At 59.5% G+C, this 25,314-nt stretch carries 18 protein-coding genes and 5 pseudogenes; 9 read left to right on the top strand and 14 right to left on the bottom strand.

The features are described 5' to 3' along the window. Positions 1 to 3: 3 nt before the first annotated feature. Positions 4 to 1,959, bottom strand: a complete 1,956-nt coding sequence (gene acs, locus MF410_RS19520) for an acetate--CoA ligase (protein WP_097625080.1) — start codon at positions 1,957 to 1,959, stop codon at positions 4 to 6. Positions 1,960 to 2,188: 229 nt separating this feature from the next. Here acs and MF410_RS19515 point away from each other — a divergent pair, with 229 nt between their 5' ends. Then, positions 2,189 to 2,896 (top strand): DUF1013 domain-containing protein, encoded by a 708-nt coding sequence (locus tag MF410_RS19515; protein WP_003589549.1) that lies wholly within the window; start codon positions 2,189 to 2,191, stop codon positions 2,894 to 2,896. A gap of 65 nt (positions 2,897 to 2,961) precedes the next feature. Here MF410_RS19515 and MF410_RS19510 read toward each other — a convergent pair whose 3' ends face one another. From MF410_RS19510 to MF410_RS19500, 3 genes are all read right to left on the bottom strand, one after another. Beyond that, the gene (locus MF410_RS19510) at positions 2,962 to 3,897 is read right to left on the bottom strand and encodes a flagellin (protein WP_097625081.1); all 936 of its coding nucleotides are present in this window, start codon (positions 3,895 to 3,897) and stop codon (positions 2,962 to 2,964) included. 256 nt (positions 3,898 to 4,153) lie between these two features. Continuing rightward, a complete protein-coding gene (locus tag MF410_RS19505; RefSeq protein ID WP_131710934.1) occupies positions 4,154 to 6,064 on the bottom strand; it encodes a propionyl-CoA synthetase in 1,911 nt (636 codons plus the stop codon). 82 nt (positions 6,065 to 6,146) lie between these two features. Continuing rightward, entirely contained in the window at positions 6,147 to 6,806 is a 660-nt protein-coding gene (locus tag MF410_RS19500) for a YggS family pyridoxal phosphate-dependent enzyme (protein ID WP_097625083.1), read from the bottom strand. Positions 6,807 to 7,006: 200 nt separating this feature from the next. Here MF410_RS19500 and leuS point away from each other — a divergent pair. The 3 genes and pseudogenes from leuS (at position 7,007) to holA (ending at position 11,197) form a co-directional block, all read left to right on the top strand. Then, positions 7,007 to 9,636, top strand: a pseudogene (leuS, locus tag MF410_RS19495) (leucine--tRNA ligase). Next, positions 9,626 to 10,146: pseudogene (gene lptE / locus MF410_RS19490) on the top strand (LPS assembly lipoprotein LptE). Before leuS ends, lptE begins: the two co-directional pseudogenes overlap by 11 nt. Positions 10,147 to 10,156: 10 nt before the next feature. Next, the gene (gene holA, locus MF410_RS19485) at positions 10,157 to 11,197 is read left to right on the top strand and encodes a DNA polymerase III subunit delta (RefSeq protein WP_097625086.1); all 1,041 of its coding nucleotides are present in this window, start codon (positions 10,157 to 10,159) and stop codon (positions 11,195 to 11,197) included. 60 nt (positions 11,198 to 11,257) lie between these two features. Here holA and MF410_RS19480 read toward each other — a convergent pair whose 3' ends face one another. From MF410_RS19480 to hemE, 8 genes and pseudogenes are all read right to left on the bottom strand, one after another. After that, positions 11,258 to 12,139 carry a ParB/RepB/Spo0J family partition protein gene (locus MF410_RS19480; protein ID WP_003589542.1) on the bottom strand — a complete coding sequence of 294 codons (882 nt, stop codon included), beginning with the start codon at positions 12,137 to 12,139 and terminating at the stop codon, positions 11,258 to 11,260. A 27-nt stretch (positions 12,140 to 12,166) separates the two neighbouring features. Further along, the gene (locus MF410_RS19475; RefSeq protein WP_097625088.1) at positions 12,167 to 12,961 is read right to left on the bottom strand and encodes a ParA family protein; all 795 of its coding nucleotides are present in this window, start codon (positions 12,959 to 12,961) and stop codon (positions 12,167 to 12,169) included. Between the two features lie 19 nt (positions 12,962 to 12,980). Next, entirely contained in the window at positions 12,981 to 13,598 is a 618-nt protein-coding gene (rsmG, locus tag MF410_RS19470; RefSeq protein ID WP_097625089.1) for a 16S rRNA (guanine(527)-N(7))-methyltransferase RsmG, read from the bottom strand. 22 nt (positions 13,599 to 13,620) lie between these two features. Next, positions 13,621 to 15,497: pseudogene (mnmG, locus tag MF410_RS19465) on the bottom strand (tRNA uridine-5-carboxymethylaminomethyl(34) synthesis enzyme MnmG). Positions 15,498 to 15,564: 67 nt separating this feature from the next. Beyond that, positions 15,565 to 16,885: pseudogene (gene mnmE, locus MF410_RS19460) on the bottom strand (tRNA uridine-5-carboxymethylaminomethyl(34) synthesis GTPase MnmE). A gap of 101 nt (positions 16,886 to 16,986) precedes the next feature. Further along, on the bottom strand, positions 16,987 to 18,252 hold the full coding sequence (gene rho, locus MF410_RS19455; RefSeq protein ID WP_003589536.1) for a transcription termination factor Rho: 1,266 nt from the start codon (positions 18,250 to 18,252) through the stop codon (positions 16,987 to 16,989). Positions 18,253 to 18,451: 199 nt separating this feature from the next. After that, on the bottom strand, positions 18,452 to 18,988 hold the full coding sequence (hemJ, locus tag MF410_RS19450; RefSeq protein WP_097625092.1) for a protoporphyrinogen oxidase HemJ: 537 nt from the start codon (positions 18,986 to 18,988) through the stop codon (positions 18,452 to 18,454). Between the two features lie 2 nt (positions 18,989 to 18,990). Then, the gene (gene hemE, locus MF410_RS19445) at positions 18,991 to 20,022 is read right to left on the bottom strand and encodes a uroporphyrinogen decarboxylase (protein WP_097625093.1); all 1,032 of its coding nucleotides are present in this window, start codon (positions 20,020 to 20,022) and stop codon (positions 18,991 to 18,993) included. Positions 20,023 to 20,422: 400 nt separating this feature from the next. Between hemE and MF410_RS19440 the strand changes: the two genes are divergently transcribed. The 5 genes and pseudogenes from MF410_RS19440 to dnaQ all read left to right on the top strand — a co-directional run bounded on the left by MF410_RS19440 (position 20,423) and on the right by dnaQ (position 24,052). Continuing rightward, positions 20,423 to 21,244, top strand: a complete 822-nt coding sequence (locus MF410_RS19440) for a pyruvate, water dikinase regulatory protein (protein ID WP_097625094.1) — start codon at positions 20,423 to 20,425, stop codon at positions 21,242 to 21,244. Between the two features lie 33 nt (positions 21,245 to 21,277). After that, on the top strand, positions 21,278 to 21,877 hold the full coding sequence (locus MF410_RS19435; protein ID WP_097625095.1) for a Maf-like protein: 600 nt from the start codon (positions 21,278 to 21,280) through the stop codon (positions 21,875 to 21,877). Next, entirely contained in the window at positions 21,870 to 22,727 is an 858-nt protein-coding gene (locus MF410_RS19430) for a shikimate dehydrogenase (RefSeq protein WP_097625096.1), read from the top strand. The genes MF410_RS19435 and MF410_RS19430 overlap by 8 nt, the downstream gene beginning before the upstream one ends. Further along, positions 22,727 to 23,338: a dephospho-CoA kinase gene (gene coaE / locus MF410_RS19425; protein ID WP_097625097.1), complete on the top strand. Its 612-nt coding sequence runs from the start codon at positions 22,727 to 22,729 to the stop codon at positions 23,336 to 23,338. Before MF410_RS19430 ends, coaE begins: the two co-directional genes overlap by 1 nt. Beyond that, positions 23,331 to 24,052, top strand: a pseudogene (dnaQ, locus tag MF410_RS19420) (DNA polymerase III subunit epsilon). Before coaE ends, dnaQ begins: the two are co-directional and overlap by 8 nt. Positions 24,053 to 24,119: 67 nt before the next feature. Here the strand turns inward: dnaQ and secB are convergent. Together secB and MF410_RS19410 are read right to left on the bottom strand one after the other, a co-directional pair. After that, on the bottom strand, positions 24,120 to 24,602 hold the full coding sequence (gene secB, locus MF410_RS19415) for a protein-export chaperone SecB (RefSeq protein WP_003589527.1): 483 nt from the start codon (positions 24,600 to 24,602) through the stop codon (positions 24,120 to 24,122). Positions 24,603 to 24,703: 101 nt separating this feature from the next. Next, positions 24,704 to 25,210 (bottom strand): FxsA family protein, encoded by a 507-nt coding sequence (locus MF410_RS19410; protein ID WP_097625099.1) that lies wholly within the window; start codon positions 25,208 to 25,210, stop codon positions 24,704 to 24,706. Positions 25,211 to 25,314 lie beyond the last annotated feature (104 nt).

The following is a 25,314-nucleotide window of genomic DNA, read 5'->3' as shown; positions in this document are numbered from 1 at the left end:
ATATCAGGCCGTCGCCTTGTTTTGCCGGTTGGCGATCAGATCGTCGACGACGGCCGGATCGGCGAGCGTCGAGGTATCGCCAAGCGCGCCGAAATCGTCTTCGGCGATCTTGCGCAGGATCCGGCGCATGATCTTGCCGGAACGGGTCTTCGGCAGGCCGGGCGCAAACTGGATCTTGTCGGGTGCGGCGATCGGGCCGATTTCGGCACGCACATGTTTCACCAGTTCCTGGCGGAGCGTGTCCGTTCCTTCGTGACCGGCCATCAGCGTCACATAGCAATAGATGCCCTGGCCCTTGATCGGGTGGGGGTAACCGACGACCGCGGCTTCCGAAACCAGATTGTGCGAGACGAGTGCGGATTCCACCTCCGCGGTGCCGAGCCGGTGGCCGGAGACGTTGAGCACGTCGTCGACACGGCCAGTGATCCAGTAATAGTCGTCCGCATCGCGCCGGCAGCCGTCGCCGGTGAAATACTTCCCCTTGTAGGTGGAGAAATACGTCTGGATGAAACGGTCGTGATCGCCATAGACCGTGCGCATCTGGCCCGGCCAGCTGTCGGTGATGCAGAGATTGCCGTCGGCGGCCCCTTCCAGCACCTTGCCTTCATTGTCGACCAGCTGCGGCTTGATGCCAAAGAACGGCACTGTCGCAGAACCGGGTTTCAGATCGATGGCGCCGGGCAGCGGCGTGATCATATGGCCGCCGGTTTCGGTCTGCCACCAGGTATCGATCACCGGGCAGCGCTTGTCGCCAACGACATTGTAATACCACTCCCAGGCTTCCGGATTGATCGGTTCACCCACAGTGCCGAGCAGGCGCAGCGATGAGCGCGAGGAGCGCGTGACGAAATCGTCGCCGGCCCCCATCAGCGAGCGGATCGCTGTCGGCGCGGTGTAGAAGATGTTGACCTTGTGTTTGTCGATGACTTCCCAGAAGCGGCCCTGATCGGGGAAATTCGGAACACCCTCGAACATCAGCGTCGTTGCGCAGTTGGCGAGCGGCCCGTAGACGATATAGGAGTGGCCGGTGACCCAGCCGACATCGGCGGTGCACCAATAGACGTCGCCGTCATGATAGTCGAAGACATATTCATGCGTCATCGCCGCATACACGAGATAACCGCCGGTCGTGTGCAGCACGCCCTTCGGTTTGCCGGTCGAGCCTGACGTATAAAGAATGAAGAGCGGGTCTTCCGCCTTCATCTTCACCGGCGGGCATTCCGGCTTCACCGTGGCGATTTCCTGGTGATGCCAGAGATCGCGGCCCGGCGCCCAGCCGGTCTTGCCGCCGGTGCGGCGCACCACCAGCACCTTGCTGACATGCACATGTTGGCGGGCGGCGATATGGATCGCCGTATCGGTATTGTCCTTCAGCGGCACCGGCTTGCCGCCGCGCAGACCTTCGTCGCAGGTGATGACGAAGGTGGATTCACAATCGACGATACGCCCGGCGAGCGCCTCGGGCGAAAAGCCGCCGAAGACCACCGAATGCACCGCGCCGATGCGGGCGCAGGCGAGCATCGCGTAAGCCGCTTCCGGGATCATCGGCATATAGATGGTAACGCGATCGCCCTTCTTGACGCCATGCTTCTTCAACACGTTCGCCATCCGGCAGACATGTTCGTAGAGTTCGTTATAGGTGACCTTCTTGTCGATATAGGGATTGTCGCCCTCCCAGATGATCGCTACCTGGTCGCCGTTGGTCTTGAGATGCCGGTCGATGCAATTATAGGAGACGTTGGTCTGCCCGTCTTCGAACCACTTGATCGAAACCTTGCCGGTAAAGGACGTGTTCTTGACCTTGGTATAGGGCTTGAACCAGTCGATCCGTTTGCCGTGTTTGCCCCAGAACTTGTCCGGGTTCTCGACGCTTTCCTCGTACCATTTCAGGTACTTTTCCTTATCGATCAGGGCGCGCGCCTTCACCGGCTTCGTGACCGGATAGATCTTCTCCGACATGCAACTCCTCCTCATGGGACATGCGACGGGCTGCCTGAGTTTAGGGCCCGGATTTCAAAACACGGCAATTCATAGCAGCTCGCATCGTGGCGGCAATTAGACAAAGGTCATTTCATTCCGGAAGAATTGCAATTCTGCGACAGTGCGGTTATATAGCGCCATATTTCCCGGACATTGTGGTGACAATCCACGGACCGCGACCGGCGCGGACGATAGAAGGACTATATCCATGGCTCAAACACTGCTCATGCCGAAGGCGACCGCCATCTGGCTTGTCGACAACACGGCACTGTCTTTCGATCAGATCGCGCAGTTCTGCAAACTGCATCCGCTCGAAGTCAAGGCGATCGCCGATGGCGAAGCCGCGCAGGGCATCAAGGGCCTCGACCCGATCTCGACCGGACAGCTCTCCCGCGACGAGATCGCCCGCGCCGAAGCCAATCCGAACCACAAGCTGAAGCTTTCCGAACCGAAGGTGCGGGTGCCGGAATCCAAGCGCCGCGGCCCGCGTTATACGCCGGTTTCCAAGCGTCAGGACCGTCCGAACGCCATTCTCTGGCTCGTTCGCAACCATCCGGAGCTGAAGGACGCGCAGATTTCCCGCCTCGTCGGCACGACGAAATCCACCATCGAGCAGATCCGCGAGCGCACCCACTGGAACTCCGCCAACCTGGCGCCGATGGATCCGGTAACGCTCGGCCTTTGCAGCCAGATCGATCTCGACATGGAAGTGGAAAAGGCTTCCAAGGGCCGTCCGTTGCCGACCGCCGCCGAGCTTGGCGCGACGCTCCAATCGGCCCAGGAAACCGAGCGCCTGACCCCGAGCTACGAGCGCGAGGAGGAAAAGGAAAAGGAAATCGATGCCGACGCCGTCTTCCGCAAGCTGAGTTCGTTGCGCTCGGCGCCGAAGGACGAGGACGACGACGATCAGTACTGAGAGATCGACGATCTGATAAAAAACCCCGCCGGTATGAGCTGACCGGCGGGGTTTTTTGTTGCGGATTAGCTGCGGAACAGGGTGAGGATGTTCTGCGCCGAGCTGTTGGCGATCGACAGCGACTGGACGGCGAGCTGCTGCTGCGTCTGCAACGCCGACAGCTTGCTCGATTCCTCTTCCATATCGGCATCGACCAGGCGGCCAATGCCGGAGTCGATCGAATCATGAAGACCGCTGACGAAATTTTCCTGCAGCTGGATACGGGTCGAGATTGAGCCGAGAGCCGAGCCGGCGGCCGTCATGGCACCCAAAACCAGTTCGACGCCGGTCAGGGCTGAATCGAGCTGGCCCTGGGTGAAACCGGTAATATCGAGATCATAGATCGACGCCATGACGATGAAGGTGCCGCCATAGGTTCCGTTGAAGGCCGTGCCGATGATCCCGCTTGATGTCTCGATCGCACCGGTGCTCGTCATGCCGAAGAGCACATTTCCAAGCGATCCCGAATCGAGCACATAGTCCGTCGTCTTGACCGAGACGGCATTGCTGCCATCACGCACGAAGGAGGAAACCACGCTCTTCGTGCCGTCGGCGCCGGCGACCCAGTTTTCACCGGAGAAAGACGCCGATTGGGCGATGCTGAGCAGCTGTTCCTGCAACTGATCGAGCTCCTGCTGGATCTTCGTCTTGTCGACGCCCTTTTCCGTGGCGGCAACGATCTTCGCCTTGATTTCACTGACGATGTCGAGCGCGCTGTCCATGGCCGAATAGGCGGTGTCGACCTTGGCCGCGCCAAGTCCGAGCGCGTCGGAGACGGCCGAAAGCGCCTTGTTGTCAGAACGCATGGTCGTAGCAATCGACCAGTAGGCAGCATTGTCGGCTGCCTTCTCGACACGATAACCCGAGGAAACGCGACCCTGGGTGTCCTTGAGGCTGTCGTTTACGCCGCGCAAAGTCTGCAGCGCTGCCATGGCAGCGTTGTTGGTAAGGATGCTTGTCATGATCCGTTCCACAATCTTTGGAGAAAGGGCATTCCGGACTACAGCGCCGCGCGTCTTTCAGACGCGCAAAGGACGCTGTAGCACTTCAACTGCTGCATAATTTTGCCCTTAGATCGATTCCGATTTAAGGAATTATGCAGTAGGCCGGTAACGGCGACCGCGTCATGCAAAGCCTGCTATACAAGCCATTGCCGTTAACAAACCCTTGCATCACATGGTTAACAATTCCTCAATTGGGCTTAAGGAATGTGTAATTTCACATCGGCAGAGAGCCCAAACCACGCCGGCGCAGCGCCTCGGCAATTTCCTCCAAAATCGTTGGATCATCAATAGTTGCGGGCATTTTCCAAGGTATGCCGTCGGCGATTTTCTGCATCGTGCCGCGAAGGATCTTGCCGGAGCGCGTCTTCGGCAATCGGTTAACGGTGATGGCCATCTTGAAGGCGGCGACAGGCCCGATCTGATCGCGAATCATCGCCACCACCTCTGATTCGATCGCCGTCACCTCGCGCAAAACATTCCGTTTCAGCACCAGGAATCCACATGGCACCTGACCCTTCAACCTGTCGATCACGCCGATGACCGCGCATTCGGCGACATCGGGATGACGCGCGCAGACTTCCTCCATCGCCCCGGTGGAAAGCCGATGACCGGCGCAATTGATGATGTCGTCGGTGCGCGACATGATGAAGAGATAACCGTCCTCGTCGATATAGCCGGCATCGGCCGTCTTGTAGGTGCCGGGAAACTCGTCGAGATAAGCCGACCGGAAACGGTCGTCCGCATTCCAGAGGGTCGGCAGGCAGCCCGGCGGCAAGGGAAGCCGTATGACGATATTGCCGAGCGTTCCCGCCTCGATCGGATGGCCGGCATCGTCGAGCACGGCGATATCATAGCCGGGCATTGGCAGCGCCGGCGAACCGTGCTTGACGGGAAGGGCGCCGAGGCCGAGCGGATTGGCGGCAATCGGCCAGCCGGTCTCCGTCTGCCACCAGTGATCGATGACCGGGATGGCGAGCATGCGCTCCGCCCATTTCAGCGTCTCCGGGTCCGCCCTCTCACCGGCGAGAAACAGCGCCCGCAGATCCGGCATGGGATACCGCCGCATCAGTTCCCCGTCGCCATCCTCCCGGCGGATCGCGCGGAACGCCGTCGGCGCGGTGAAGAGCACCCGCACGTTATATTCCGATACAACGCGCCAGAACGCGCCGGCATCCGGGGTGCCGACCGGTTTTCCCTCGAAGATCAGGGTGGTGACGCCCGAGATCAGTGGGGCATAGACGATGTAGGAGTGCCCGACGACCCAGCCGATATCCGAAGCCGTCCAGAAGACCTCACCCGGCTTCAAGCCGTAGATATTCCGCATCGACCAGTTGAGCGCGACCAAATGACCGCCATTGTCGCGCACGACGCCCTTCGGCTGGCCGGTGGTGCCGGAGGTGTAGAGGATATAGAGCGGGTCGGTTGCCTTGACTGGAACACAGGCGATCTCGGCTCCGCGATGCTGCGCCACCGCCGCCTCGAAATCCTGATCGCGGCCGCTGACGAGATCCGCCCGGAGTTCCGGCCGCTGCAGCACCAGACAGCGCTCCGGCTTCGAGCGCGCCAGCATGAGCGCCTGGTCGACAAGGGGCTTATAGGCGACGATGCGGCCGGGCTCGAGCCCGCAGCTCGCGGTGATCACCAGCTTCGCGCCGCAATCATCGATGCGGGCAGCGAGCTCGCTGGCGGCAAAACCACCGAAGACGACGGAGTGAACCGCACCGATGCGGGCGCAGGCGAGCATCGAAAACACCGCCTGCGGGACCATCGGCATATAGAGGATGACGCGATCGCCTCCGGCGATCCCGAGGTCAAGCAGCGTCGCGGCGATGGCCTTCACTTCGTCAAGGACTTCGTCGTAAGTGAAACGGCGCTTCTCGCCGGTCATCGCACTGTCGAAGATAACCGCCGTCTCGCCACCGCGCCCGGCAGTCACATGACGGTCGAGGCAATTGTGGCAGGTATTGGTTTCAGCTCCTGAGAACCAGCGGCCATAGACGCCTTCATCGGGCGAAAATACCCGCGCCGGCGGTTTGAACCAGTCGATATCGGCGGCGGCTTCGCGCCAGAAGGCTTCGGGATCCCGTTTCCAGGCAGTATAAGCCTGATGATAGCCGTTCTGCATCTGCTCCTCCCCAGGATATGCAAGCCTCGATCTCAATCTAGGCGGCAGTGGGGGGAACGGGAAGCCCGACCAAAGCAGAGTATCAGCGGGCGCCGAAAATTGCCGATCCCACGCGCACGCTGGTGGCGCCGAAGGCAATCGCTGTCTCGTAATCGCCCGACATGCCCATCGACAGTTTTTCGACGCCGCATTTGAATGCGAGTTTTGCCAGCAGGGCGAAGTGCGGTCCGGGATTTTCCTCCGCCGGCGGAATACACATCAGACCCTCGATGGAAAGGCCGAGTTCTTCGCGGCAAAGGGCGACGAAGGACGCGACCTCTTCGGGAGCAATGCCGGCCTTCTGCGGCTCGAGCCCGGTATTGACCTGGACATAGAGCCGCGGCCTCTTGTCTTGCCGCTTCATCTCCTCGGCAAGCGCGCGGGCGATCTTTTCCCGGTCCACCGTCTCGATGACATCGAAAAGCGCCACCGCATCCGCCGCCTTGTTCGACTGCAGCGGTCCGATCAGGTGCAGCACGATATCCGGCCGCTCGGCCTTCAGCGCCGGCCACTTGCCCTGGCTCTCCTGCACCCGGTTCTCCCCGAAGACGCGCTGCCCGGCGTCGATAGCCGGGCGGATCGCCTCCGCCTCGAAGGTCTTCGACACCGCGACGAGCTGAACGGAACCCGCAGGGCGGGCTGCCTGGCGTTCACCAGCCGCAATCCGCGACCGCACGTCGTTCAAGCGCTCTTGAAGTTCCATCGTTCTGCCTCGACATACCAGCATGAAAGGATCGGCAATGAACTAACCAGCCATTCTGTGCTTGCCAAGACCCGCTCTCGCGAAATCGCCCGGCCAGGACGAAGATCGGCCGCTTGTACCGCCTGCAAAACTTGACGCTACCGTGGTTTCATGGTGAAGGTCTCGACCAACCTCCCCTGATTTTCCGGAATTCGAATACCATGGCCACCGAACGTTATAATCCGCGCGATGCCGAGCCCCGCTGGCAGCAGAAATGGAACGAAGACAAGGTCTTCGAGACCGACAATTCAGATCCGCGCGAAAAATATTACGTCCTCGAAATGTTCCCCTATCCGTCGGGGCGCATCCATATGGGCCATGTCCGCAATTACGCCATGGGCGATGTCGTCGCCCGCTACAAGCGCGCCCGCGGTTACAACGTGCTGCATCCGATGGGCTGGGACGCTTTTGGCATGCCGGCGGAGAACGCCGCCATGGAGCGCGGCGTGCACCCGGCGTCCTGGACCTACCAGAATATCGGCTCGATGAAGGCGCAGTTGAAGGCCATGGGGCTTTCGCTGGACTGGAGCCGCGAATTCGCCACCTGCGACGTCGAGTATTACCAGCACCAGCAGCATCTCTTCCTGGATTTCCTGGAGAAGGGCCTGGTCTACCGCAAGCAGTCGAAGGTCAACTGGGATCCGGTCGACAATACCGTGCTCGCCAACGAGCAGGTGATCGACGGCCGCGGCTGGCGGTCCGGCGCGCTGGTCGAACAGCGCGAACTCACGCAATGGTTCTTCAAAATCACCGATTTCAGCCAGGATCTGCTCGACGCGCTGGATACGCTCGACCAGTGGCCGGAAAAAGTGCGCCTGATGCAGAAGAACTGGATCGGCCGCTCGGAAGGCCTGACGATCCGCTGGGAGATCGTGGCGGAAACGGCACCCGCCGGGGAGACCGAGATCACCGTCTATACGACCCGGCCGGACACGCTGTTCGGCGCCTCCTTCCTGGCGATTGCCGCCGATCATCCACTGGCAAAGGATGCCGCCGCAAGGAATGCCGATATCGAGGCCTTCTGCGAGGAGTGCCGCCGCGCCGGCACCTCGCTCGCCGCCCTCGAGACCGCCGAGAAGAAGGGCATGGATACCGGCATCCGCGTCCGCCATCCGCTCGATCCATCCTGGGAGCTGCCCGTCTACGTCGCCAATTTCGTGCTGATGGATTACGGCACCGGCGCGATCTTCGGCTGCCCCTCGGGCGACCAGCGCGACCTTGATTTTGCCAGGAAATATGGCCTTTCGGTTGTGGCCGTCGTCATGCCGAGGGATGGCGATGCGGCGAGCTTTTCCGTCGGCGACACGGCCTACGACGGCGATGGCGTGATGATCAATTCGCGCTTCCTTGATGGCAAGACGACGGAAGAAGCCTTCAATATCGTGGCCGACCGGCTGTCGGCCGCTTCGCTCGGCAATGCGCCGCAGGGTGAGCGCAAGGTCAATTTCCGTCTGCGCGACTGGGGCATTTCCCGGCAGCGTTATTGGGGCTGCCCGATCCCTGTCATCCATTGCGATGATTGCGGCGTCGTGCCGGTGCCGAAGAAGGACCTGCCGGTCAAGCTGCCCGACGACGTCACCTTCGACCAGCCGGGCAATCCGCTCGACCGTCATCCGAACTGGCGGCACGTCTCCTGCCCAACCTGCGGCAAGGATGCCCGCCGCGAGACGGATACGATGGATACGTTCGTCGATTCGAGCTGGTACTTCACCCGCTTCACCGCCCCATGGGAGGGAAAGCCAACCGATCCTGAGGCGGCTAACCGTTGGCTGCCGGTCGACCAATATATCGGCGGCATCGAGCATGCGATCCTGCACTTGCTCTATTCCCGCTTCTTCACCCGCGCCATGCGCGAAACCGGCCATGTCGGCGTCACGGAGCCCTTCAAGGGCCTGTTCACGCAAGGCATGGTGGTGCATGAAACCTATAGCCGCGGTGCCGGCGGCAGCCGCGAGTGGGTAGCGCCGGCCGACATCCGCATTGAGGAGATCGACGGCAAACGCCGCGCCCTTCTGCTGACGACCGGTGAGGAAATTGCCATCGGCTCGATCGAGAAGATGTCGAAATCGAAGAAGAACGTTGTCGATCCCGACGATATCATCGCCTCCTATGGCGCTGATACCGCCCGTTTCTTCGTTCTGTCCGACTCTCCGCCGGAGCGCGATGTCATCTGGTCCGAAGCCGGCGTCGAAGGCGCCCATCGTTTCACCCAGCGCCTGTGGCGGCTGATTTCCGAAGCCGCGGCTGCGCTTTCCGCCGTCGCGCCTGCGCCGGCAACCGAGGGGAAGCACTGTCGATCTCGCAGGCCGCCCACAGGACCCTGAAGGCTGTCGAGAACGATTATGACAAGCTCTGGTTCAACAAGGCCGTTGCCCGTATCTATGAACTGGTGAACGCGCTGGCGGCGCCGATGACGAGGGTTGCGGCGGGCGAGGGCGATACCACCTATCGGGCGGCAGTGCGAAATGCCGCAGAGATCCTGATCCAACTCGTCGCCCCGATGACGCCGCATCTGGCTGAGGAATGCTGGATGGCACTCGGCAATGAAGGGCTGCTTGCCCGGACCGGCTGGCCGCAATACGACGAAACGCTCGTCATCGAAAATGATGTCGTCCTGCCGGTCCAGATCAACGGCAAGAAACGCGCTGAATTGACAATTTCTCGCGACGCAGATCAGAATGCCGTCACCAACGCCGTGCTGGATCTGGATGCGGTGAAGAACGCGTTGAACGGACAGGCACCGAAGAAGATCATCGTGGTTCCCCAAAGGATTGTGAACATTGTCGTCTGATATCGCTTGCAAGCTGGCTCGCAACGCCGGCATCGCCATGATCCTTGCCTCCGCGGCTTTTCTCTCTGCCTGCCAGGTCCGGCCGCTTTATTCGGAAAATTCCGGTCTCATCGAAAAGCTTGCCGCGGTCGGCTTTTCCCGGCAGGCAGCCGGATCGAGCAGCAGGTCCGCAATCATCTGATCTTCATGGCGTCGCGTGGTGCCGGCGAACCTGAAAAACCGGATTATCAGGTCGACTTGCACGTCACTTCATCCGTGGCCGATACGCTGCTTACAGATTCAGCCGATACGTCGCGTGCCGGTCGCGTCACCGTCAGCGTTACCTACACGCTGCGCGCGGCAACCGACAACCATGTCATCAAGGCCGGCAGCCGCTCGACCACGGCACTGGTGGATTTCCCTGACCAGGAGTTCGCCAAGCAGCGGGCAATCCGCGATGCCCAGAACCGCGCGGCGGACCAGGTGGCGGAATTCGTCGGGGCCGATATCGCCGCTGCGCTCAGCCGCTGAGGGCGGGGATGTGGCGGAGATCAAATCCCACGAATTCGAAACCTTCCTGCAGAAATCGGCGCGGAACTATCGGATCTTCGTCATTTATGGGCCCGACCGCGGTCTGGTGTCCGAACGGGCCGCTCAGCTGGCCGGTAAGACCGGTGTGGCCCTTGATGATCCCTTCTCGCTGACCAAACTCGATATCGGCGACCTGCAGAAGGATCCCGGACGGTTGGTCGACGAGGCCCAATCTATCGGATTGTTCGGTGGTGAGAAGTTGATCTGGATCCGCGGCGCCGCCAATGAGAAATATCTTGTCGACCCCTTGGCGCTGCTGGCCGAAAAGCCACTCGAAGCCACCCGTCTGATCGTCGAAGCCGGCGATTTGAAGAAGGGTTCGCTGCTGCGCAAGACGGCTGAGAGCGCGCGATCGATCATGACGATCCCGTCTTATGCCGATGACAGTCGCGCCCTGAACACTCTGATCGATGCCGAATTGAATGCGGAAAAGCTCGGCATCACGCCGGCCGCCCGCCAGGCGCTGATTGCCTTGATCGGCGGCGACCGCATCGCTTCACGCAACGAGGTGCGCAAGCTCGCGCTCTATTGCCGTGGTTTCCCGACGGTCGAAGAACATCACGTTACCGAAATAATCGGCGACGCCAGTGCGATCTCCGTTGACGATGCCGTCGACGCCATTTTAAGTGGCGATCTCAACGGTTTTCTGCACGCAATGCAGAAGATCAGCAGCTCTAAAACCGCGATCTTTCTTGTGTTGCAAGCATGCCTCAAGCAGTTTCAGCTTCTCGATACAATGCGGGCCGAAATGGAAGAAAAACGCCTGCAGGCGCCTCAGATCATGCAGACGATGGGCCGCCATTTGCATTTCCGCCGCAAGCCGATTATCGAACAGGCGCTGCGCCAGTGGACCGCGGAAGCCATCGCGCGTGAATCCAATCGTCTGCAGGCCGCCATTCTGCAAAGCCGCCGGCGACAGGTGCTGGAAGATAGCGTTGCGATGCAGACGCTTTTGTCCACGACCCTTCAATCCGGCCGCAAATCCGCCTGACCAAACCTCGTCAATACATGTCGTTATCCCGGAACTGGTGCGCAGTTCCGGGAACTTGCATCAACGCCTTTCGAGCAAACGGCAGATTTCTTCGAGCTGCTCCAGTGACTTGTACGAAATTTTGATCTGGCCACCGCTCGTCTTGTGATTGATCGCAACATCGAGACCGAGTGCATCGGACAGCGTCCGCTCCAAGGCCAGCGTGTCTGAATCCTTCTGATCTCGCCGCGAGGCGGCCAGCTGCGGCTCGGATTGAGCTTTGATATTGTTTTGCGCCAGCTTTTCTGCATCGCGCACCGACATGCCTTTGGCAACGATGGTGCGAGCAAGACCCGCTGGATCCGGCGTCGAAACCAGTGCGCGCGCATGCCCGGCCGACAAGCTGCCAGCGGCCAACAGATCACGAACCGGATCGGGCAGTTTCAGCAGCCGCAGCGAGTTTGCAACATGGCTGCGGCTCTTGCCGATGATTTCGCCGAGGTCGTTTTGCGTATAACCATATTCCGCGATCAGCTGCTCGTAACCCAGGGCCTCTTCGAGTGGATTGAGATCGGCGCGCTGTACGTTCTCGACAATGGCGATCTCCAGCGCCGTCTTGTCATCCACGTCCCGGACAATAACAGGGATCTCGATCAGCCCAGCCAGTTGGGCGGCGCGCCAGCGTCGCTCGCCGGCGATGATCTCGTATCGGTCGCGGTCCATCGTCCGCACGACGATCGGCTGCACGATACCGTGCTGTCGAATGGAGCTGGCGAGATCGTGCAGTTCGGTATCATCGAAGAAACGACGGGGATTGCGCGGATTGCGGCTGACGAACTCGATCGGGATCATTCTATCAGCACTGATCGTCCGCTCGGCTTCCACCGGAACAGGCTGATCCATTTCACCAATCAGCGCCGCAAGGCCGCGGCCCAATCGCCTTTTCGATACATCGTCATTCATGATCCAAACTCACCCCTGCAATAATAACTATGCTGCCAGCCTCTGGCGCTCGCGTTGAATGACCTCCGACGCAAGCTGCAGATAGGCCTGGCTGCCGGCGCATTTCAAATCATAGAGAATGGCCGGTTTGCCGTAGGAGGGCGCCTCGGAGACCCGAACGTTGCGCGGAATTAACGTGTGGTAAACCTTTTCGCCAAGATGTGTGCGCACATCGTTGACCACTTGCTGGGCAAGATTGTTGCGCGCATCGAACATCGTCAAGACGATTCCCTGAATATCCAGGCGCGGGTTAACCGTCCGGCGAACTTGGCTGACGGTCTCGAGCAATTGGCTCAACCCCTCCAGGGCGAAGAATTCACACTGCAGCGGTACCAGCACCGAATGGGCCGCCGCCATCGCATTCATTGTCAGCAAGTTGAAGGAGGGTGGGCAGTCCAGGAGAATATACGAAAATGCCATGGCTTCGGGCGACGACAGCGCCTTGCGCAATTTGAACACCCGATCGCTCTGCTGCGAAATCTCCATCTCGACACCGAGCAGATCCATCGTCGAAGGAACGATGAAGAGATTGGGCACGGCGGTCTCGAGTGTCACTTCGGTGATTCCGTGCTCGCCGATCATCAGGTCGTAGGAGGATAGCTTGCGATCTCGACGGTCGATGCCGAGGCCAGTGCTGGCATTTCCCTGCGGATCGAGATCGACGATCAGGACACGCTCGCCAATAGCAGCGAGCGCCGTTGCCAGATTGATAGCGGTAGTCGTTTTGCCAACGCCACCCTTTTGATTTGCGATGGTGATAATCCGATGTCGTTCGCCAGCCATTGCCGCAATATCCGATCTGTTAAACCAAGCGCCGGAGATTCGATATTTCCAGAATGACAGATTCCTGCTCGACGGCGCTACTATGTTCTAACAGATCGAATTCCCACCGACCACGTGCTTTGTCGATTTCCCTCAGGTAATCCCGGCCTTTATGAAAAAAGCCGCGGCAATCTTTTTGGCCCAGCATCCAGTGAGCGGAATATCCGAGCAGTCCGTCAAGGTCGGCGAGCGCCCGGGCCGAAATCGCCCCGCATCTACCGATCTCTGCATGGGCATCTTCGATCCGGGTGCTGTGCACGCTCCCGCGAGCATTTGTTTCCCGCAACGCCGTCCGGAGAAAGGCGGCCTTCTTATGATTGCTCTCGACCAGATGTACCCATCCGTCCTGCAGCTCGGCCAGAAAGATCGCCGTAATGACACCGGGAAAACCGCCGCCGCTTCCGAGGTCGGCCCAGATAACCGGCTTGGGATGGATTTGAAACACTTGGCTGCTGTCGGCGATGTGCCGGTTCCAGAGATCGTCGAGTGTCGACGGCGCCACCAGGTTGATGGTTTTTGCCCACTTCTGAAAGAGCGCCGCGAAGTGTTGAAGCCGTTCCTGTGTTTCACGTGAAACACGTAAGCCGTTTAATTCCATTCTCACTCTCAATATATTGTATCTAGGCGCTATATCGCTCGGAAGTGTTGCGTCGACGCAGGTGCACGAGCAATAGTGCGATGGCCGCAGGCGTCATTCCTTCCACGACTGCGGCCTGGGCAATATTGAAAGGCCGCGCAGCGCCGAGCTTTGCCTTAAGCTCGTTCGAAAGCCCGGAAAGCGCCGCATAGTCGAAATCAGCCGGGATATACCGTTCCTCGTCGCGCTGCTGATCGGCAATCGCCGCGGCCTGCCGATCGAGATAAACTGAATAGCCCGCTTCGATTTCCAATGCCTCCGTGACTTTCTCGGAAATCGTTCCAAGCTCATCAGGCCACACTTTTCGCAGGACATCGAAATCATAGTTCGGATAGGAGAGCAAGTCATAGGCCGTTCGGCGCTGGCCGTCGAGATTGATGTTCAAACCGACGCGGCGCGCCTCGTTCGGCGTCACGGTCAATGACTGCAGCAGCACCCGTCCCGCTTCGATCTCTGTCTGATATCGTGTGAATCGCCGTTTTCGTTCACCGCTCACACATCCAAGCTGTATCGCCAACGGCGTCAGGCGCATATCGGCATTGTCAGCCCTGAGCGTCAGCCGATATTCCGCACGCGACGTAAACATTCGATACGGTTCCGTAACGCCGCGGGACGTCAAGTCATCAATCATCACCCCAATATAGGAATTCGTGCGGCTGAAATGAAACGGATCCGAATCGCTGCTTCGCAACGCAGCATTCAGCCCCGCGGCCAAACCCTGGGCGGCCGCCTCCTCGTAACCCGTGGTGCCATTGATTTGACCCGCGAGAAACAGACCTCTCAGCCGTTTGACCTCAAGCGAGCGCGTCAGCTCCCTCGGATCGACATGATCATATTCGATCGCGTAACCTGGCTGAATAATTCTCGCCCTCTCGAGACCGGGAATCGTCTTGATGAATTCAGCTTGGACCTCTGCTGGCAGAGATGTTGAGATCCCATTCGGATAGACAGTATCATCGTCCAAACCTTCAGGCTCAAGAAAGACCTGATGTCCGTCCCGCTCTCCGAACTTGACCAGCTTGTCTTCGATCGACGGACAATAGCGCGGACCCACGCCTTCGATCTGGCCGGAATACATGGCCGACCGCATGATGTTGTCAACGATGATGCGATGTGTCGCCTCGGTCGTCCGGGTGACCCCACATTTGATCTGCGGAGTGGTAATCGCATCGGTCATCAGCGAGAAGGGGGTAAGCTCCTCGTCGGCCCCCTGGCGACCAACGGCCTGCCAGTCGATGGTCTTTCCATCCAGTCGCGCCGGTGTCCCGGTCTTCAGCCGTCCCAGCCGCAATCCAAGCCTGGCCAGGGTAGCCGACAGCCCGATCGACGGTGCTTCGCCCACGCGGCCAGCCGGCGTCTTTTCTGAACCGATATGAATGAGGCCGCGAAGAAAGGTCCCGGTCGTCAGAACAACGGCCGCCGCTCCAAGCATGCGACCATCCTGCATGATCACCCCGGCCACGCGGCCATCGACGACCTTCAGATCAAAGGCGTCACCTTCGACGATATCCAAACCGGCAGTGGCTTCGATCGCCGCCAACATCGCCAGACGATAAAGTTTTCGATCGGCCTGGGTCCGCGGTCCGCGTACGGCCGCGCCTTTTTCTTGTTCAGCATCCTGAACTGGATACCGGCGACATCGGCGACGCGCCCCATGAGCCCGTCCATCGCGTCGATCTCGCGAACCAAATGGCCCTTGCCGAGCCCGCCGATTGCCGGATTGCAGGACATCACCCCGATCGTATCGCGTCTATGTGTCACCAAAGCGGTTTTGGCGCCAAGGCGCGCGGCCGCACTGGAAGCTTCCGACCCCGCATGGCCACCACCGATCACAATGACATCATAGACATTATCGGTCATACGATACTCCAAATCTACCCGTCGTTTCAGGTGAAGCCGCGGCATAAACCCCGGTGTTTCACGTGAATCACTTGCCGATACAAAACTCTGAGAAGATCACGCCGAGCAGCTGCTCGACATCCACTCTCCCGGTGATTCTGCCCAAATAGTCCGCAGCAATGCGAAGCTGCTCGGTCCGCAGCTCCAGATTGACATCTGTCGCCGAAATGGCGTTCTCAAGTGCCGCCAAACATTTCGCTAGCGAATCCTTATGCCGCTGGCGGCTTGGGATTGCCATGGACAGGCCGGTAAACCGCGTGCCGACGCTGTTGCCGATCACCTGCCGCAATTCCGACAAGCCGTCACCTGTTGTCGTCGATATCTGCAGGTCGTAATGACCCGAGATCACATCCACAAGATCCTTCTTCGTGCCGACAGTAACATGTGGCGCAGCCTGGTCCAAGTCGTCAGGGAGCAGGGGGTTCGTCATGTCGACCAGCAGCAAGACGAGATCGGCATCTCGCAGCGCGACACGGGCGCGCCGCACGCCCTCCTTCTCGACCCGGTCATCCGCCTCGCGAAGACCCGCCGTGTCATAGAGCTTGATCAGGTAACCATCAATATCCAGATCGACCTGAAGGACATCGCGGGTGGTTCCGGCGATATCCGTGACAATCGCCACCTCGCGTCGCGCGAGAGCGTTCAGCAGGCTGGATTTCCCCGCATTCGGTGCCCCGGCGATGACCACCTTGAAGCCGTCCCGGATAATCTCTCCCGCCGACGCTACCGACAGGTGCTGCCCGATATCATCGCGCAGCCGTTCCATGTCAGCCCAGACCATGTCGGATACCGAGCCTGGAACATCATCCTCATCGGGAAAATCAAGTTCCGCCTCGATCAGCGCGCGTGCACGCGTTAATCGTTCCGCCCACGAATCGTAAATCAAGGAAAGACCGCCAGCACTCTGTTCGACCGCAAGGCGCCGCTGCATCTCGGTTTCTGCGCCGATAAGATCGGCCAGGCCCTCAACCTCGACGAGATCAAGCTTGCCGTTTTCAAAAGCGCGGCGGGAGAACTCGCCCTCAACCGCCATTCGAACGCCCGGGATTTCATTAAGGGTCTCAAACAATGCCGCCAGCACAGCTTTGCTGCCGTGCAGCTGCAGTTCGGCGACATCTTCGCCGGTAAACGAGCGTGGCCCAGGGAAAAACAGTACGAGGCCGCTGTCGATCTGGCGGTTGTTACGAGTTCCGAATCGTTCGACGCGCTGCATATCGGGCTGCCGGAACCGATCCGACGAGCGTAGCCAATATGTCCTTGGTCAACGGGCCGCTGATTCGAACGACCGACACACCTGAGGGTGTGGCACCGCTCGATAGCGCATAGATCGTGTCATACAGCATGGCCATATCGCCTGTTTCGGTTCGACCCCGAATCGATCCTGCCAAACAGAAAAGCTGGCGACATCGTCGGATGCCTCCAGCTTCTATAGGATGAATCCGGCTAAGGATTATGTATTCATCGAATCGAAGAAGTCGGAATTGTTCTTCGTCTGCTTCAGTTTGTCGATCAGGAATTCGATCGCATCGGTCGTGCCCATCGGCGCCAGAATGCGACGGAGGACAAAGATCTTCTGCAGATCCTGCCGCGGAACAAGCAGATCTTCCTTACGCGTGCCGGACTTCAGGATATCCATCGCCGGGAAGATACGCTTGTCGGCAACCTTGCGATCGAGGACGATTTCCGAGTTGCCGGTACCCTTGAACTCTTCGAAGATGACTTCATCCATACGGCTGCCGGTATCGATCAGCGCCGTGGCGATGATCGTCAGAGAACCGCCTTCCTCGATGTTGCGGGCCGCACCGAAGAAACGCTTCGGCCGCTGCAAGGCATTGGCATCGACACCACCGGTTAGAACCTTGCCTGAGGAGGGAACGACCGTGTTGTAGGCACGGCCGAGACGGGTGATCGAATCGAGCAGGATGACGACGTCGCGGCCGTGCTCGACAAGGCGCTTCGCCTTTTCGATGACCATCTCCGCCACCTGGACGTGACGCACCGCCGGTTCGTCGAAGGTCGAGGAGATGACCTCGCCGCGAACGGAGCGCTGCATGTCGGTCACTTCCTCGGGTCGTTCATCAATCAGAAGAACGATGAGATAGCATTCCGGATGGTTTGCCGTGATTGAATGGGCGATATTCTGCAGCAGCACGGTCTTACCGGTGCGGGGCGGCGCGACGATCAGTCCGCGCTGGCCCTTGCCGAGCGGCGCCACCAGGTCGATGACGCGCGGCGACAGATCCTTGGAAGTGGGAATCTCGAGTTCCATCTTGAAGCGCTCGTTCGGATAGAGCGGCGTCAGATTGTCGAAATGTACCTTGTGACGGATCTTTTCCGGATCGTCGAAATTGATGGTGTTGACTTTCAGCAGCGCAAAATAGCGCTCGCCTTCTTTTGGTCCGCGGATCGGTCCTTCGACCGTATCGCCTGTTTTGAGCGAGAACCGGCGAATCTGCGAGGGGGAGATATAGATGTCGTCCGGACCCGGCAGGTAGTTTGCATTGGCCGAACGCAGAAAACCGAAACCATCCTGCAGAACCTCGACGACCCCTTCGCCGATAATTTCGACATCCTGGCTGGCAAGCATTTTGAGGATCGCAAACATCAGCTCCTGCTTGCGCATCGTGCTGGCATTCTCGACCTCGAGCGATTCGGCGAAAGCCAAAAGATCCGTCGGGGATTTGCTTTTAAGTTCCTGAAGCTTCATTTCAGCCATGAAGTGACCAATACTCTTTTCAATTTTGAAGGGGAAAGGCGATGTTGGGTCGTATTCGGTACTGCGAAAGGGCTCGCAGACGACTGAACTCTACACACATGCCACGTAGATGAGTTGCGCGGAAAATAGCGACTCGCAATCGCCGCCGCAAGAGGGCTGCTTAAAATGAAGCAAATTTAACCTCAGGGCGATTTTCCCCTCAGAACGGCTTCACCACGACGAGAATCACGATCACGATCATCAGCAAGGTCGGCGCCTCGTTCATGAAGCGCCAATAGCGCGCGGAGCGGCGATTTTCATCTCGCTCGAAGGCTCGGACCGCCCGGCTGAAAAACATATGAACACCGGTCAGCAGCACGACGAGGCCGATCTTAGCATGCAGCCAGCCGCCCTGGAATCCATAGACCGACCAGGCGAGATAGAGGCCGAAAAGCCATGTCAGCATCATCGCCGGCGTCATGATGATCCGAAGCAGCCGGCGCTCCATCACCTTGAAGGTTTCCGATTGCACCGAGCCCGGTTCGGCATCGGTGTGGTAGATGAACAGCCGCGGCATATAGAACAACCCGGCCATCCAGGAAATCACCGCGATGATGTGGAGCGCCTTGATCCAGAGGTAGAGATTATCAGGGTTCCAGGCGAAAAGCCCGACCGCCATCAGCGCGAAGAAAACCAGCGCAAAATGGGCGCGCCGGCGGGCATAAGCGCCGGGTCTGCGATCGGTCTGCCTTTCCATCGTCACTTCGCACTCCGCACACGATCGACCAGCAGGCGCACATGCTCGGGGTCGGCCTGCGGCGTGATGCCGTGGCCGAGATTGAAGATCAGCGGTCCTTGGCCGAGATGCTGCAGAATATCGTCAATACCTTCTTCCAGGGCCCGGCCGCCGGCAACGACGCGCATCGGATCGAGATTGCCCTGCACCGGTCCGTCCCTCTGAAGTTCGGCGGCAAAGGCCAAAGGCACCGACCAGTCGAGGCCGATCGCATCGGCGCCCGTCTTCTGACGATAGTTCTTCAGCTGGTAACCGGCGCCCTTTGCGAAGGCGATGATGCGCGCATGCGGCCGCTGCGATTTGACCGAAGCGATCATTCGCGCAACCGGCCGGATCGCGAACGCCTCGAACTCCCTCTCGCCGAGAACCCCAGCCCAGGAATCGAAGATCTGCACGGCATCGGCACCGGCATCGATCTGAGCGACGAGATAATCAGCCGATACGTCGGCAAGCAGCATCAGCAGCTGTTCGAAGGCGCGGGGATGGTTGTAGGCGAAGAGACGGGCAGGGGCTTGATCCGGCGTGCCGTGACCGGCGATCATATAGGTCGCAACCGTCCAGGGCGCCCCGCAGAAGCCGAGCAGCGTCGTCTCATCAGGCAACTCCTGGCGCAGCCGCCGCACCGTTTCCAGAACCGGTCTGAGATAATCGACGACCTCTTCCCCGTTCAATCGCCCGATCCCGGTTTCGTCGATTGGATCCATCTCCGGGCCATGGCCCTCGGTGAACCGGACGTTCCGCTTCATTGCATCGGGAATGACCAGGATATCGGAAAACAGAATGGCGGCGTCAAAGCCATAACGCCGGATCGGCTGCAATGTCACTTCGACGGCATGATCGGGCGTATAGCAGAGATCGAGGAAGCTTCCGGCCTTTGCCCGTGTCTGCCGATATTCCGGGAGATAACGTCCCGCCTGTCTCATCAGCCAGAGAGGAGGAGGGGAGAGGCTTTCGCCATCGAGAACCCTCATGATCTTTCGGCGCGTGTCGCTCAAGCGCTTCTTCCCTATAAAAAATCAAAGATATTTTTAAAGGTTTCTATTTCTTAGAGTCGGTGTCTATCAAGGATTAATATCCATCCACTGCCGATGCCATTTGTCGCGTGCTGGCAAAAAATATCGGAAGGATTTCGCTATTTCATCGAAAGTTTGGGGAGAAACCGAATCTGAAAATGATTCCAAATCCTTCCGGAGAGACGATTTTTCTCGTCGCTGTGGATAAGCTGTGGACCCCATCTCGACAAATCAACCTCTTCCACATCGTCCACAGGGCCTGCGGAAAGCGATCCGCAAAATTCGAAATGTGGATAAGGGGGCATGTTTTCCCTTGCCGGGAGATGCCTCGCCGCCTTAGCTCTGTTTCATCCAGTCTTTTCAACAGGCAGTGGAAAATAGCGTGGAGAACAGAACGAACTTCTTTCATCTGCATCTGATTTCTGACTCAACCGGAGAGACTCTGATCTCCGCCGGCCGCGCCGCATCGGCGCAGTTCAGATCCGCGCAGCCGATCGAACATGTCTATCCGCTGATCCGCAACCGCAAACAGCTGCTGCCGGTTCTGCAGGCGATCGATGATGCCCCTGGCATCGTACTCTATACGATTGTCGACCGGGAGCTTGCGAGCCTGATCGATGAGCGCTGCGTCGAGATGGGTGTTGCCTCGGTGAATGTGCTGGAGCCGGTCATGAATGCGTTCCAGATCTATCTTGGCGCCCCATCGCGCCGTCGGGTCGGCGCTCAGCATGTGATGAATGCCGGATACTTCGCACGCATCGAAGCGTTGAATTTCACCATGGATCATGACGATGGCCAGATGCCGGATGATTATAATGGCGCCGATGTCGTCATCATCGGCATCAGCCGCACGTCGAAAACGCCGACCAGCATCTATCTCGCCAACCGTGGCATCAAGACGGCGAATATTCCGATCGTTTATGGCGTGCCGCTGCCGGAGAGCCTGTTCACGACGACCAAGCCGCTGATCGTCTGCCTGATCGCCACCACCGACCGCATCTCCCAGGTGCGGGAAAATCGCATCCTCGGCGCGACGCATGGTTTCGATCGTGAACACTATACCGATCGCGCGGCAATATCCGAGGAGCTGAAATATGCCCGCTCGCTCTGCGCTCGCCATAACTGGCCGCTGATCGACGTCACTCGCCGATCCATCGAGGAAACCGCCGCGGCAATCGTTGCCCTGCGCCCAAAGCTGCGCTAAGCGCTGACCGGCAGCCGGTACGTCGAGGAGCCTATGATAACAAAACTCATCCTTGCATCGTCGAGCCCGTTTCGGCGGATGCTGATGGAAAATGCCGGCCTATTCTTTGAGGCGCATGCCGCGCGGATCGATGAAAGGGCGGTCGAAGCCCCGTTGGAAAAAGCCGGCGCTCAGCCGGATGCCGTTGCTCTCGTCCTCGCCAAGGCCAAGGCCCAAGAGGTCAGCAGCCGTTTCCCCGATGGCCTGGTCATCGGTTCAGATCAGACGATGTCGCTCGGCGATCGCGTCTTCCATAAGCCGACGGATATGGCCGAAGCGGCAAATCACCTCCAGACTCTTTCTGGAGCAACCCACCGCCTGAACAGTGCTGTGGCAATCGTCCGCAACGGGGCTGTGGTGTGGGAACATCTCGCCCATGCCGATCTAACCATGCGGCCGCTGACCGCGGATTTCATTGGGCGGCACCTGGCCCGTGTCGGCAACAAGGCGCTCTCCAGCGTCGGCGCCTATCAATTGGAAGGGGAGGGCATTCAGCTGTTCGAGAAAATCGAAGGTGATTATTTCACCATTCTCGGCCTGCCGATGTTACCGCTTCTGGAAAAATTACGCGACCTCGGAGCGATCGATGGGTGATTCACGTGAAACATTCGGGCCGAAAGCGTTTGTCACGGGCTTTCCGGTCAAGCATTCGCGCTCGCCGTTGATCCACGGATATTGGCTGAAGACGCTCGGCCTGCCAGGCAGCTATCGCGCCCATGAAGTGGCGCCCGAGGGCTTTGCCGATTTTATTGCTTCGCTGAAGGATGGCAGTTCCGGCTTTGCCGGCGGCAATGTCACCATTCCCCACAAGGAACTGGCTTTCCGTCTCGCCGACAAGCCGGACGAACTGTCGCGCGAACTCGGCGCCTCGAACACGCTCTGGCGGGAGAATGGCCTCCTGCATGCGACGAACACCGACGGCGTCGGCTTCACTGCCAATCTCGACGAACGCCATCCGGGGTGGGACCGCCACGACACGGCGGTCGTCTTTGGCGCCGGCGGCGCCAGCCGGGCGATCATCCAGGCGGTTCGCGACCGCGGTTTCAAGACGATCCATGTGGTCAACCGTACCGTCGAACGCGCCCGTGAACTGGCCGACCGTTTTGGTCCGAAAGTTCAGGCCCATCCGGCGGGTGCCCTGGCCGAGGTGATGAAAGGCGCCGGCCTCTTCATCAATACCACCTCGCTCGGCATGGACGGCGAGGCCGCACCCCAGCTCGATTTCACGCCTCTCGCAACTGAGGCCGTCGTCACCGATATCGTCTATATCCCCCTGAAGACTCCGATCCTGGCGCAGGCGGAAGAGCAGGGCTTTCCGATCGTCGATGGTCTCGGCATGCTGCTGCATCAGGCTGTGCCGGGATTCGAAAAATGGTTCGGCAAGCGTCCTGTCGTCGACGCGGCACTGCGCGCGCTGATCATCGCGGATATGGAAGCACACTGATGCTGAAGATTGGACTGACCGGCTCCATCGGTATGGGAAAATCGACGGCGGGCAAGCTCTTTGCCGAGGCCGGCATCCCGCTGAATGATTCGGATGCCGTGGTCCACGATCTCTATGCCGGCGAGGCCGCACCCCTGGTGGATGCCGCCTTTCCCGGCACGATGAAGGATGGCGCCGTCGACCGCCACGAACTTGGCCGTCAGCTGGCGCTTGATCCCGGCGGCTTCAAACGCCTGGAAGCGATCGTTCATCCGCTGGTGCGCAAACGCGAGATGGAATTTTTAAAACGGCAGCGCCGCGCCGGCGCCGGGATGGTCGTGCTCGATATTCCGTTGCTCTTCGAAACCAACGCCTGGGAAAGAGTGGATGTCGTCGTCGTCGTCAGCGCCGGTCCACAGATTCAACGCGAGAGGGTGCTTGCGCGCGAAGGCATGACCGAGGAAAAATTCGAGATGATTCTCTCACGCCAGACGCCGGACGGGGAAAAACGGCGGCGGGCGGATTATCTGATCGACAGCAGCCGCAGTATCGCGGAGACGAAGGAACGGGTGCTCGAGATTATCGCCGACCTGAAAACGCGGATTGCCAAGGGAGATTTCCGGAATGCGTGAGATCATCTTCGATACGGAAACCACGGGCCTCGACAACCGTGCCGACCGCATCATCGAAATCGGCGGCATCGAGCTCTTCAACCATTTCCCGACCGGCAATGTGATCCATATCTACATCAATCCAGGCGATCAGAAGGTTCATCCGGATGCGCTCGCCGTGCACGGCATCACCGACGAATTCCTGAAGGACAAGAAACCCTTTGCTGAGGTCGCCGAGGAAATCCTGACCTTCTTCGGCGACGCAAAGTGGATTGCCCATAACGCCACCTTCGATATGGGCTTCATCAACGCCGAATTGGCGCGGATCGGTTTGCCGCCGATCCTGCCGGAGCGGGTGCTGGACACCCTGTCGATGGCGCGGCGCAAACATCCGATGGGCCCGAATTCACTCGACGCGCTCTGCCGGCGCTACGGCATCGACAATTCGCACCGCACCAAACACGGCGCGCTGCTCGACTCCGAACTGCTCGCCGAAGTCTATATCGAGATGATCGGCGGCAGGCAGGCAGCTTTCGGCCTCAGCATGACCGCTACCTCAGGTCAGAACGGTCGCGGCGATGCGACTGAGGAGGACGATGTGGTGATTGCATCCGTGTTCGAGCGGCCTCGCCCGCTTGCCCCCGGCTCAGCCAGTCCGAGGCGCAGGCGCATGAGGCGCTCGTCGCCAAGCTCGGTGAAAAAGGCATCTGGGCAAAATACGCCAGCCCGAACTAAACCGGCCGCAATTGAAAATGCCCGGGACTTGCCCGGGCATCTGCATCTCAAAACCGAAAAGATCCGATCAGTTCGGAACGGCCTCAACCTTTGCGCGGGCCTGTTCTTCGGCAACGCGCTGGGCGAACATCTGCGTGAAGTCGATCGGGTCGATCATCAGCGGCGGGAAACCGCCGTTGCGGGTGACGTCGGCGATGATCTGACGGGCGAAGGGGAAGAGCATGCGCGGGCACTCGATGAAGAGAACCGGCAGCATGTGTTCCTGCGGGAAACCGGCAACGCGGAAGACGCCGCCATAAGCGAGTTCTGTATGGAACACCGTCTTGTCGCCGTCCTTGGCTTCGGCATTCAGCGACAGCACGACATCGAAATCCGTATCCGAAAGCGGGTTGGCGTTAACGTTCACATTGATGTTGATCGTCGGCGCCTTGTCGCGGGCCTGCAGCGAACGCGGCGCACCCGGATTTTCGAAGGAGAGGTCCTTGGTATATTGCGCAAGGATCGAAAGGGTGGGGCTGGCCGCACCGTTGGTGTTGTTATCGTCTGCCATTGGCTTTTCCTCGAGGGGCATGGGAATGGTGCCGCCATCTAACATTTCAGGGAAGGGCTTACAACCCTGAGCGCTTGGCGCCGTTGATCGGTCGAAGCGCCTCAATCTCCGAGATGTTTGCCCGACCATGGCGAGTTGCGGTCCGGCTCCCTATGATAGTCCTCGTCGTCGAGATCGACCACCTTCGAATTCCGGTTGCCGTCGCGGAAATCTGGTTTCGAGGAGGCGGAAAAGCCGCTCCTGGCGTTGACCGTGACGAAGCGTTTGGCGACCCACCGCCAGACGAAATCACGCACCGGCGGAATGAGGATCAGGATTGCGATGACATCCGTGATGAAACCGGGAACGATCAGCAGCAGCGACGCGATGACGTTCATCGCCGGCTGCAGCAGCTCGCGGCCCGGCATCACCCCGTTTCGTCCTTCGCTCGACATGCGGCGCAAAATACCGATGCCCTGCCGGCGCAGCAGAACCACCCCGAGAACGAAGCCCAGCATGACGAGCGCCAGTGTCAGCCACAATCCGATTGCCCGGCCGACGACGACGAAACCGGCAATTTCGGCGAGCGGCAGCAGTAGAATGAAAGCTGGCAGGATCGAAAAACGCATGGTCGTGATGTCCCGGGCTTGCCGGTCTCCTCTTGGCGCTGGCGAAGATGCCAGCCATCATTTGAATCATCTGTATAGGCAGACTATATGGGAGTACAAATCAG

This window comes from Rhizobium sp. C104 (assembly GCF_022354505.1).
Taxonomy (GTDB): Bacteria; Pseudomonadota; Alphaproteobacteria; order Rhizobiales; family Rhizobiaceae; genus Rhizobium; species Rhizobium redzepovicii.
Note: the sequence above shows the minus strand (reverse complement) of the source record. Positions and strands in the feature narration are given on the sequence as shown.

What these genes read in the sequence shown, in the direction of transcription:
- MF410_RS19430 (WP_097625096.1), top strand. Translation starts at nt 21,870, where the DNA reads ATGGGTGATTCACGTGAAACATTCGGGCCGAAAGCGTTTGTCACGGGC.
- coaE (WP_097625097.1), top strand. Translation starts at nt 22,727, where the DNA reads ATGCTGAAGATTGGACTGACCGGCTCCATCGGTATGGGAAAATCGACG.
- MF410_RS19505 (WP_131710934.1), bottom strand. Translation starts at nt 6,064, where the DNA reads ATGCAGAACGGCTATCATCAGGCTTATACTGCCTGGAAACGGGATCCC.
- MF410_RS19475 (WP_097625088.1), bottom strand. Translation starts at nt 12,961, where the DNA reads ATGGCTGGCGAACGACATCGGATTATCACCATCGCAAATCAAAAGGGT.
- MF410_RS19515 (WP_003589549.1), top strand. Translation starts at nt 2,189, where the DNA reads ATGGCTCAAACACTGCTCATGCCGAAGGCGACCGCCATCTGGCTTGTC.
- MF410_RS19410 (WP_097625099.1), bottom strand. Translation starts at nt 25,210, where the DNA reads ATGCGTTTTTCGATCCTGCCAGCTTTCATTCTACTGCTGCCGCTCGCC.
- rho (WP_003589536.1), bottom strand. Translation starts at nt 18,252, where the DNA reads ATGGCTGAAATGAAGCTTCAGGAACTTAAAAGCAAATCCCCGACGGAT.
- acs (WP_097625080.1), bottom strand. Translation starts at nt 1,959, where the DNA reads ATGTCGGAGAAGATCTATCCGGTCACGAAGCCGGTGAAGGCGCGCGCC.
- MF410_RS19480 (WP_003589542.1), bottom strand. Translation starts at nt 12,139, where the DNA reads ATGAATGACGATGTATCGAAAAGGCGATTGGGCCGCGGCCTTGCGGCG.
- rsmG (WP_097625089.1), bottom strand. Translation starts at nt 13,598, where the DNA reads ATGGAATTAAACGGCTTACGTGTTTCACGTGAAACACAGGAACGGCTT.
- MF410_RS19435 (WP_097625095.1), top strand. Translation starts at nt 21,278, where the DNA reads ATGATAACAAAACTCATCCTTGCATCGTCGAGCCCGTTTCGGCGGATG.
- MF410_RS19500 (WP_097625083.1), bottom strand. Translation starts at nt 6,806, where the DNA reads ATGGAACTTCAAGAGCGCTTGAACGACGTGCGGTCGCGGATTGCGGCT.
- secB (WP_003589527.1), bottom strand. Translation starts at nt 24,602, where the DNA reads ATGGCAGACGATAACAACACCAACGGTGCGGCCAGCCCCACCCTTTCG.
- MF410_RS19510 (WP_097625081.1), bottom strand. Translation starts at nt 3,897, where the DNA reads ATGACAAGCATCCTTACCAACAACGCTGCCATGGCAGCGCTGCAGACT.
- hemJ (WP_097625092.1), bottom strand. Translation starts at nt 18,988, where the DNA reads ATGGAAAGGCAGACCGATCGCAGACCCGGCGCTTATGCCCGCCGGCGC.